Source organism: Clostridium sp. HBUAS56010, assembly GCF_007115105.1.
GTDB lineage: Bacteria > Bacillota > Clostridia > Lachnospirales > Lachnospiraceae > Lacrimispora.
The window spans coordinates 1-8,041 of sequence record NZ_SULJ01000028.1 but is presented as its reverse complement, the minus strand read 5'-3'; the positions used below and the strand labels follow the sequence as shown (position 1 = coordinate 8,041).

Below are 8,041 nucleotides of genomic sequence, written 5' to 3'. Positions count from 1 at the left end.
CACTGTGGTCAGTGTAAATATAGTGCAGGTTTACGAAGGTAAAGCATAGAACAGCAAAACTGAAATTTACCATAGAATCCGTGTTTACTCAAAAAAAAGAAAGGGACGTGAAAAGAAATGAGAGAATCGCAATCATACAGAAAGCAACAGGATAAAAAAAATGATCAGAAGGTTAAAGAAATAATTGCCGACCTTCCGGAGTTCTGCCTTGACTTTTTTATAGGAATTGAGCCAAGGACTTCTTCCAATACCAGATTGTCATATGCTTATGATGTGGTGCGATTTTTCTCTTTTCTTGGAAGTGTGCTTAGTGTAGAAGTAAAGGATGTTACATTACAGCAACTTGAGAGTCTAAAAGTCCAGGATTTTGAAAATTATATGTCTTATCTAAAAACCAAATGGGCAAACAGCGAGAGGGGCATATCCAGAAAAATTAATGCTTTGAAAAGCTTCTACAGGTACTTCTATCGGAGTGAGAGGATGGAGAAGAATGTTATGGATATTGTAGAAACTCCAAAGTTGCACGAAAAACCGATTGTGTATCTCAAGAATGATGAAGCTGCTGACTTGATTGAAAGTGTAAAAGAGAACGTCCAAAGTGCCCAGAAATGGCATACAGACAAGAATAACAGCAGAGATATAGCAATTATCATGTTGTTACTTGGAACCGGTATACGAGTGTCTGAGTGCGTAGGATTGGACATTCAGGACGTTGAACTTAGTGAAAATAGAATCAACGTTATTAGAAAAGGTGGAAAAGAATCACATATTTACTTTAGTGATGATGTTTGTGAAGTAATGCGTGTTTATATAGAAGAAAGAAAGCATCTTGAAAATGTTTTAGATGAAAATGCATTATTTATATCTCTTCATAAAAGAAGGATAAGCGTGAGAGCAGTTGAAAATCTGGTTAAGAAATACGCATCAAGTGTTACAGATAAGAAAATCGGGCCTCACAAATTAAGAGCCACATTTGCGACGCACTTGTACAGAGAGACGGGGGATATTTCTTTGGTTGCTGAAAATTTGGGGCATTCAGATATTAATACCACGAAAAGACACTATGCTGCACTAGAAGATGAGCGTAAAAAGAGTACTAGGAACCTAGTAAGATATAACGAAGAAGATAGTGAGGAAAAGTAAATGAATGAGGAAATTAAGTTAGAGCCGGGAGATGTTATGAAAATTGATGATGAAAATGGGCATTACACATGGTATACTAATTTTAAAGATGCACTGGAACACGCTGGATATGAAACAACAAAGAAAGATGATGAGGTGGCGTAATTATGGGTATATTATCAAAGGTATTTTTCGGGAATAAGGCTCCAAAATACGGTACTCAGGAATATCTTGATTGGAAGTATAAAAATTACCCAGGTGGTGGTGAGTATATGAAGGCTATAGAGAAGCAAGCAATGGATTGTGCTTATGGACATTTAGAATTGACTTCATCTGAGAAAGCCGCTATTAAGAAATATGAAGGAAAATAAAGGAGATTGATTATGCAGTGGAATGAATTAAGCAATAGAGCAAAATCAATAATTGAGTGGGTGGAAGATCCTCGCACCGGTAATAGACCGACAGTCGAAGTTAAACTTGATAAAGAATTTATATTTCCTCAGAGTATTGACGACTTGCCTAAGAGCGTAATGGTTACAAGTGAACTATATAACGAAGTTCTAAGATTTGTAACCGAAGATGATAATATAAGGTGTGAGCAATTTTTGGATGGATTTCTTTTTAAACTCAAGGAGGAATAGTTAATGAATAATTTTGATAAAATCAGAAGAGAAACGGCATCTTTAGAAGGAATGGCAAAATCATTCTGTTCTGCAAGTTGGGAGGGAACTGGAAAAGTATTTAGTACACACGCCGCAAAATACATGGACAGCATGGAAGAGACAATTCAAGCAGAAATTGACTGGTTGAACTTAGAGATCAAAGAGTGAGGGATAAAATATGAGTGACAATATATTCACAAAGCCAGAACGTCCTTTTCTGATAATATATGAAGATATGGAACATAACGTAAGCTATTCTTGGCTTGAATCAGAAGAAGAAATGAAGGAAGTCTTCAAAGAGATTAGAGATAGCAGTGGTAAAATCATTGATTCTATAGAAATTGGTAGTATCCGTGATGTTGTTTGTGAGGAGGTTGTTCAAGACGAGGGTGATTTCATCGAGAGTGTTATATCTGCATATGAAACGGCAGTTAAACAGGGCTTTGACAGTATTGTGTTGGCAATAGATACGGATATAGATAAAACGTACTATATTAATGACACGGTAAATGGATTCCAGTGTGATATTTTTGACTGTTATTATGACGATTTGGATTCGATAGCTGGAGAATTGTTTAATGAGATGCTTGGCAACGTAACAGAAATAAGAATTGAGTAGGAGAAAACGAGATGAAAGAAAATCAAATATGGGACAATATCAAAGACGAATTTGTAGATATTCCTAAAGATATGGAGTCTTTTATTAATGAAATTGAACTAGTATGTAAAAAGCACAATCTTTCTATATCTCATGAGGATGGACATGGATCATTTATTATTGAGAGGTATGATCAGAAAAATATTGACTGGTTAAAAGATGCCTCTAAGAATTACTAATTTGTAAGTAAACCTAGATTTTGTGACAATTATTATTGAAGGGAGAAGATAAAATGAACGATTTGACATTTACAGAAAAAGAAGCGAAGGAGTTTGTTAGGAAAAATGGGGTCAGAACTATTTGGTGTGATATGGCAAAGAACTGTATGTCAGCAGAATTTGAGATTGAAGATTCAAATGATATGCAAGATTATATGATGCGTCTCATTTGTGGAAATCCAGATTGGGTCGTAAAAGAAACTAGTGTTACTACATTCAAAGTAGCAAAGAGCTATGATAATTTAAAGTAATACTTTTATTGATGCTTCATTGCTACAAATCATTTTATTGTATAAAAATAAAATAAGGAAAGTTTTTTATGAAAGAAAGAAATAATCAAACGGCACCCGAAGGTTTTACAGAAAAGCGATTATTAGACGCAAAAGAATTATGCTATTATTTAAGTTTGGGAAGAAATCGCGCCCTTGAATTTGCTAAATCTATTGGATCAGAAGTTAAGTTTGGCAAAAGGTGTTTATACGACAAACGTAAGATAGACCTTTATCTTGACGAAATGACTGAAATTGAGTGAGAATCAAGGAGAGCGCGAAAAATGATATCGGAGTTATACTGTACATTTTGTGGCAACAAATTAATGCTCCCAAGGCCAGAATTTGGGCAAAGAGAAAAGAATCATATTAAAACAATGTACTGCTTTCGTTGTAATAAAGATACTCCACACTTAGAAATAAGAGATATTGATGGTTTGTTGCCTAGTGAGGTTGAGTTGTTGAAAAGCGGTATTCTGTCGTATTACTTCACTAAGTACGGTTACGATTTCTTGAAGGCTTTATTTTTTCTGAAATATTGCGAGTCTTACTTTGAATTTTCCGAAGTGGTAAATACGCTTATAAATACACCTAATGATATGAAGGAGCTTTACGATAATAGGAAGATATTAACTAACATAGCCGAGTCCATTGAGAATAGGCATAACCGGTTATACAATAGAATAATAAAGCTTTTAAAGTCAAAAACGTTGTACTTTAAATATTACGATTAAATCGACATTTTATAGAGGAAAAGATGTTAAATGAAAATCAGGTAGTTAAAATTACGTGCAAGTACTTGGAATCAGAAGGTTACTTTATAAAACAGTCTCTTTCCACGAAAGACAGAGGTTATGATATCATCGCTATTGGCGGAGATGGCAAAGTACTTATTATAGAGGCTAAAGGAGCTACCAGCTCTAACCCAGATTCGGTAAGATTTGATAAGGGATTTAATAGAGGGCAAGTTAATCATCATGTGGCTATGGCCTTATATGCTGCAGCAAAAACAATTAGTGAAAATCCGGAGTGTGAGACAGGCATGGCTCTACATTATAATGAGCACCATATTACGGCAATTGAAAAAATACATAACGTTCTTGGGTTTTTATCCATTAAAATATACTGGGTCTTGGAAGATGGAAGTGTATTTGTGAATCAGGAGAGGATTAAAAAGAAGGCATTGTAAAAAAAAATAAAAAGATTATATAAACTGTTGACATGTATAAAATAGTATGCTATAGTTATCACAACAAGAGATTATATAAACCAACAACGGAGGGAGTTTAATGACAGAATCAATCGTGAGCGAAAATTTTAAAACTAAAGCATACTTAATTTATAATAGTACCAATAGAGAGGTATCCTTCAGGAACAAAAACAATGAGATTAAATGTGGTGAGATTAGGATGGCATATTTACCTGAGGTGGAAGTTCCAGATTGTGATGAGCTAATTCCGCTTGGTCAGATAGGTAAATACATGAGTGATCCGCTTACAAGAAAAAAGCGTAGTCATAAACAGCAGAATATTAGACCTGTATTAATTGTATCCAATAATGCCAATAACAAGGCTCCGGAAGGCAACATTCATGTTATACCATTTACGTCAAGAGAGAAAAAGTATCTTCCCACACACACGTATTTTAAAGCTGGACAATTCGGGCTAAAAGAAGACTCTATATTGCTCGCTGAATGCGAGGATTCCATACCATCTTGTTACATTTATGACAGAATCGGATTTATCGATAACGTTGACGTTTTAGAAAGAATACAGTACACTATGGATATACAAAAGGGTATTTATTCCATGATATCTAAAATGAAAAATGAGAGGAACAAAGATGGATTCCAGAAAGATATTAGAAGAGTTTGCTGCAATTGATGGTCATCATAATACTATGACTAAGGCAATTGTTGGCACTCACATCTTAGATTGCGAAGAGGAATATGGGACAGATTTAGTTCATTTTACAGATGAAATGCTTTTTGATTTTTTTCTTATTAAGAAAAAGTATTATAGGTTATTTCATATATCGCTACTTGTTAGCCAGTTCAGTCAATTTTATAATTATTGTGTAATTAAGGGTTATATCAAATATGATCCACTACAGCAATCATTATTATTTAGTAAAGACTATTTAATTGATAAAATAGCCACTCTTGGTAATGTGAAGTTATATTCCAGAGAATATGTGAAAAGGAAATGTGAAGAAATTGGCATCAATGTACCATATTACCTATCTATTGTTTTATTATTGTATGATGGAGTGCAATCGCAGAAGGAATTAGCTAGTCTTAAATATGAAGACGTAGATTTTGCCAAGAAACAAATATTTTCCGGAGGTTGCAACTTACCATTGTGTGCCGATACAATAAAGGCTATTAAAAATATGTATGAGTTGGAAAATTTTGTAGTGTTATCTAAAACCGGCAAACCATTGGCGAGGGATTTTTATGATGATAACAACTTCCTAATAAGGCAAATTGTAAGTACAAGAAACACCGTGCCAACAGATAACATAGAACAAAATAAAAAGGTGTTATCTCGAAAGTTTAAGGTGATTGACTTAGATCCTGGTTTCCTTTCTGATTCAAGTATTTTGTTTAGATTGGCTGATAGAATTGGTAAAGATGTTCTAATTAACATTTTTAACTCAGAACAAAACGGAGAAAGACAGCGAGATATTGAATTATTGAAAAACGCTTTGGAGGAGTTTGGTATTGGAACTTCAGCAAAAAACTTCTTATTTAATTATCGCGTATATTCTCCATTGCTTGAAGAAAATGTAATATTGTAACTATATTTTAAACGCCATTTCGACAAGGCGTTTAAAATATGAAAATGACAAGAGATTATATAAACCCAAGGAGGAAGAATGAGTACGATTGAAGAAATAGGTCAGAACGTTGGTAAAAATATTATAGCTCAAATATGCAATAAAGTTGGAAGCAAGCTGATTTATTTAGAGAACTATAGAATTTCATCTTTACTCGATGGAGCGATTGTTCTGGAGGATAAGTATCATGTTTGTATTAAGATTGTTTTGAAAGATGTGTTTTCAACAAAAGTAGGGAAAACCTTATCTGGAGTTGAGTTGTGGCTTGATGGGGAAGAATATACATATAGGCTTTATATATCTGCAAGAGCAAAGAGTTGTGAACGCATTTAAATGCGTATTTGCTTAGAAAAAGAAAGGAGGAAAATGATGTTTGATATAAAGCAATTGCCAGAGTTAAATTCTGAATGCTTTACATATAAAAATTACGAAAGTGGCTGGTGGATAGTTCTTGATTTAGATTATTCAGATGCTCTTGAACTAACCAATGTAATGAGGTGTGTTAGAAAATATGCAGTTGGATACTGTGATAGCAGTAGAGTCAGACTGAGACCTAAGACAGACAGTTACGCTGTGATGTTTGAAAAAGATGGGGAAAGATTTTGGTTTCATATTCAAAAATGGGAATTTGAAGCTGAGGAGTTTTAAGCAAACTCGTGTTTTATCGGAAGGAGTAGTTATGGACGAATTAGAAAGAGCGATGCAGAAAGAAGATTTTACTTTGGTGGATAATTATGATAACCCGTCAATCATTCTATTTGGAAAACAAATTTCTGGTAGTGTAGGTGGAGTCAACACATCTGAATATTGCATTTGTCAGCCATGGAACGATGATAGTGGGTTTTCTATGCATCATGTAAAGGCATATGACAGATTAAAATTGTGGCTCAATCAGTGTACTACTGGCGGATATAAATATTATTTGGATTTGTATCTTAATAGGAAATAAAACCATTATTTAATAAGGAGATAAAAATATGGATGTTACTGAGGTGAAAAATCAAACAGATAGGATTAACGAGGTATTAAATGGTGTAGATTGTATTTTAGATAATACATGTATATTGGATTTTGAAAAGATGAAGATATATGAACTACGTAATGCTCCATTCATAGAAGTCTTAAATACATATAATCGTAAAAATGGTTACAAAATGATTAAAATTGGGAGGGGGGTAAACGTGATTAAAAGGATTATGATGTTAGATAAACAAGATTGGAAACACTGCACACGGCTATTTAAAACTATGATTAATAGGTTTTGGCTATGTGAATTTGAAGAATCATATGAAGCATGGTTGTTCTTGAAATTACATTTGACGCATGACCATACAAGATTAAATTAGGATTTCCCGGAGTGCCGGGAGAAAGGGTATTATGAAAGACGAAAACGGTGTAGATCCAGATAATGATTGTGGGACTATCAGATGCACTTACCATTGCGATCAATGTCCATTTGATATCCCAGAGATGGTTGAGAAAGACCCAACAGCTATTAGGTGTTAATAGGTAAACTGAGATTTACATTCCAATAGAAGGATAATTTAATGAGAAAATTGGAGGAGGACATATTGAAACACGGAGATATTGTGGAATTAATTGAGGACATGACTTTTTATAAAAAAGGTAGAAAGGCAATGTACTTAAGAAGTGAGTTACATAACGATAAAAACGCAGAAATCGCATGGTTAGGAGAAAAAAATGATTGTGGAGATGTCGAAATAGTTCCGAAGAGAATATTAAAGATATCCAATTAAATCGGAATTTTCTAAGAAAGGGGTGATCCACAATGACATTTAATAGCACAGATAGAGCATTTTTAGATGGCGAAATTGTAGTTAAAGTAGAGAGCAAAAGAGAAGCTAAGTACCTTATAGGAATTGCTTTGGCTGATGATAAGTATACAGAGTATACAAAACCAGAACACTATGCACGTTATTCTCATTTCGTAATTGAAAGTGATATGCTTATAGCATATGCTAAAATAACAGACGGAAAACATTTGGAACATTTGACACAAGTGAATTTTGAAGATTTTACGAATGATGAAAAAGAAACAAAGACAGATAGAGGAAGTTTGGTCGCCGACTCTACCTGTCAGTAGCAACACACGGATAAACCGAAGTGTTATTTCTTATAATAACATTTCTATTGGCTTAATTCAAGCCGGTTATCCATTGATTTTAGAAACAAGAAACTACATAAATTTGTGACAAAATGTTTATTTTATGCTGAAGCTGTAAGAGTAGCTAACTTACGGCATATATGAAGAAA

Annotated in this window: 18 protein-coding genes; all 18 read left to right on the top strand. The window is 33.9% G+C overall.

Annotation, left to right across the window (positions count from 1 at the left end; all coding sequences use genetic code 11):
• The first annotated feature begins 117 nt into the window (after positions 1-117).
• The 18 genes from FAY33_RS18770 to FAY33_RS18690 all read left to right on the top strand — a co-directional run bounded on the left by FAY33_RS18770 (position 118) and on the right by FAY33_RS18690 (position 7,871).
• Positions 118-1,143 carry a tyrosine-type recombinase/integrase gene (locus tag FAY33_RS18770; RefSeq protein WP_143322943.1) on the top strand — a complete coding sequence of 342 codons (1,026 nt, stop codon included), beginning with the start codon at positions 118-120 and terminating at the stop codon, positions 1,141-1,143.
• Positions 1,144-1,287 carry a hypothetical protein gene (locus FAY33_RS19695; RefSeq protein WP_185967717.1) on the top strand — a complete coding sequence of 48 codons (144 nt, stop codon included), beginning with the start codon at positions 1,144-1,146 and terminating at the stop codon, positions 1,285-1,287.
• A 2-nt stretch (positions 1,288-1,289) separates the two neighbouring features.
• The gene (locus FAY33_RS18765) at positions 1,290-1,493 is read left to right on the top strand and encodes a hypothetical protein (RefSeq protein WP_143322940.1); all 204 of its coding nucleotides are present in this window, start codon (positions 1,290-1,292) and stop codon (positions 1,491-1,493) included.
• Between the two features lie 12 nt (positions 1,494-1,505).
• Positions 1,506-1,763 (top strand): hypothetical protein, encoded by a 258-nt coding sequence (locus tag FAY33_RS18760; RefSeq protein ID WP_143322938.1) that lies wholly within the window; start codon positions 1,506-1,508, stop codon positions 1,761-1,763.
• 3 nt (positions 1,764-1,766) lie between these two features.
• Positions 1,767-1,952, top strand: coding sequence for a hypothetical protein (locus FAY33_RS18755; protein ID WP_143322937.1), 186 nt, complete (start codon positions 1,767-1,769; stop codon positions 1,950-1,952).
• A gap of 10 nt (positions 1,953-1,962) precedes the next feature.
• Complete coding sequence (locus FAY33_RS18750; protein ID WP_143322935.1) at positions 1,963-2,403, top strand: hypothetical protein; 441 nt, start codon at positions 1,963-1,965, stop codon at positions 2,401-2,403.
• 11 nt (positions 2,404-2,414) lie between these two features.
• The gene (locus tag FAY33_RS18745; protein WP_143322932.1) at positions 2,415-2,621 is read left to right on the top strand and encodes a hypothetical protein; all 207 of its coding nucleotides are present in this window, start codon (positions 2,415-2,417) and stop codon (positions 2,619-2,621) included.
• Between the two features lie 53 nt (positions 2,622-2,674).
• The gene (locus FAY33_RS18740) at positions 2,675-2,911 is read left to right on the top strand and encodes a hypothetical protein (protein ID WP_143322930.1); all 237 of its coding nucleotides are present in this window, start codon (positions 2,675-2,677) and stop codon (positions 2,909-2,911) included.
• 68 nt (positions 2,912-2,979) lie between these two features.
• Positions 2,980-3,192 (top strand): hypothetical protein, encoded by a 213-nt coding sequence (locus tag FAY33_RS18735; RefSeq protein ID WP_143322927.1) that lies wholly within the window; start codon positions 2,980-2,982, stop codon positions 3,190-3,192.
• A gap of 494 nt (positions 3,193-3,686) precedes the next feature.
• Positions 3,687-4,118 (top strand): hypothetical protein, encoded by a 432-nt coding sequence (locus tag FAY33_RS18730; RefSeq protein ID WP_143322925.1) that lies wholly within the window; start codon positions 3,687-3,689, stop codon positions 4,116-4,118.
• 100 nt (positions 4,119-4,218) lie between these two features.
• Positions 4,219-4,812: a type II toxin-antitoxin system PemK/MazF family toxin gene (locus tag FAY33_RS18725; RefSeq protein ID WP_143322923.1), complete on the top strand. Its 594-nt coding sequence runs from the start codon at positions 4,219-4,221 to the stop codon at positions 4,810-4,812.
• Complete coding sequence (locus tag FAY33_RS18720; protein WP_143322921.1) at positions 4,772-5,728, top strand: hypothetical protein; 957 nt, start codon at positions 4,772-4,774, stop codon at positions 5,726-5,728. Before FAY33_RS18725 ends, FAY33_RS18720 begins: the two co-directional genes overlap by 41 nt.
• A 78-nt stretch (positions 5,729-5,806) precedes the next feature.
• Positions 5,807-6,100: a hypothetical protein gene (locus FAY33_RS18715; RefSeq protein ID WP_143322914.1), complete on the top strand. Its 294-nt coding sequence runs from the start codon at positions 5,807-5,809 to the stop codon at positions 6,098-6,100.
• Between the two features lie 36 nt (positions 6,101-6,136).
• Positions 6,137-6,415: a hypothetical protein gene (locus FAY33_RS18710; protein ID WP_143322911.1), complete on the top strand. Its 279-nt coding sequence runs from the start codon at positions 6,137-6,139 to the stop codon at positions 6,413-6,415.
• Positions 6,416-6,446: 31 nt separating this feature from the next.
• Positions 6,447-6,716 (top strand): hypothetical protein, encoded by a 270-nt coding sequence (locus tag FAY33_RS18705; protein WP_143322910.1) that lies wholly within the window; start codon positions 6,447-6,449, stop codon positions 6,714-6,716.
• 28 nt (positions 6,717-6,744) lie between these two features.
• A complete protein-coding gene (locus FAY33_RS18700) occupies positions 6,745-7,113 on the top strand; it encodes a hypothetical protein (RefSeq protein WP_143322909.1) in 369 nt (122 codons plus the stop codon).
• Between the two features lie 201 nt (positions 7,114-7,314).
• Positions 7,315-7,524 (top strand): hypothetical protein, encoded by a 210-nt coding sequence (locus tag FAY33_RS18695; protein ID WP_143322906.1) that lies wholly within the window; start codon positions 7,315-7,317, stop codon positions 7,522-7,524.
• Positions 7,525-7,556: 32 nt separating this feature from the next.
• A complete protein-coding gene (locus FAY33_RS18690) occupies positions 7,557-7,871 on the top strand; it encodes a hypothetical protein (RefSeq protein ID WP_143322905.1) in 315 nt (104 codons plus the stop codon).
• Positions 7,872-8,041 lie beyond the last annotated feature (170 nt).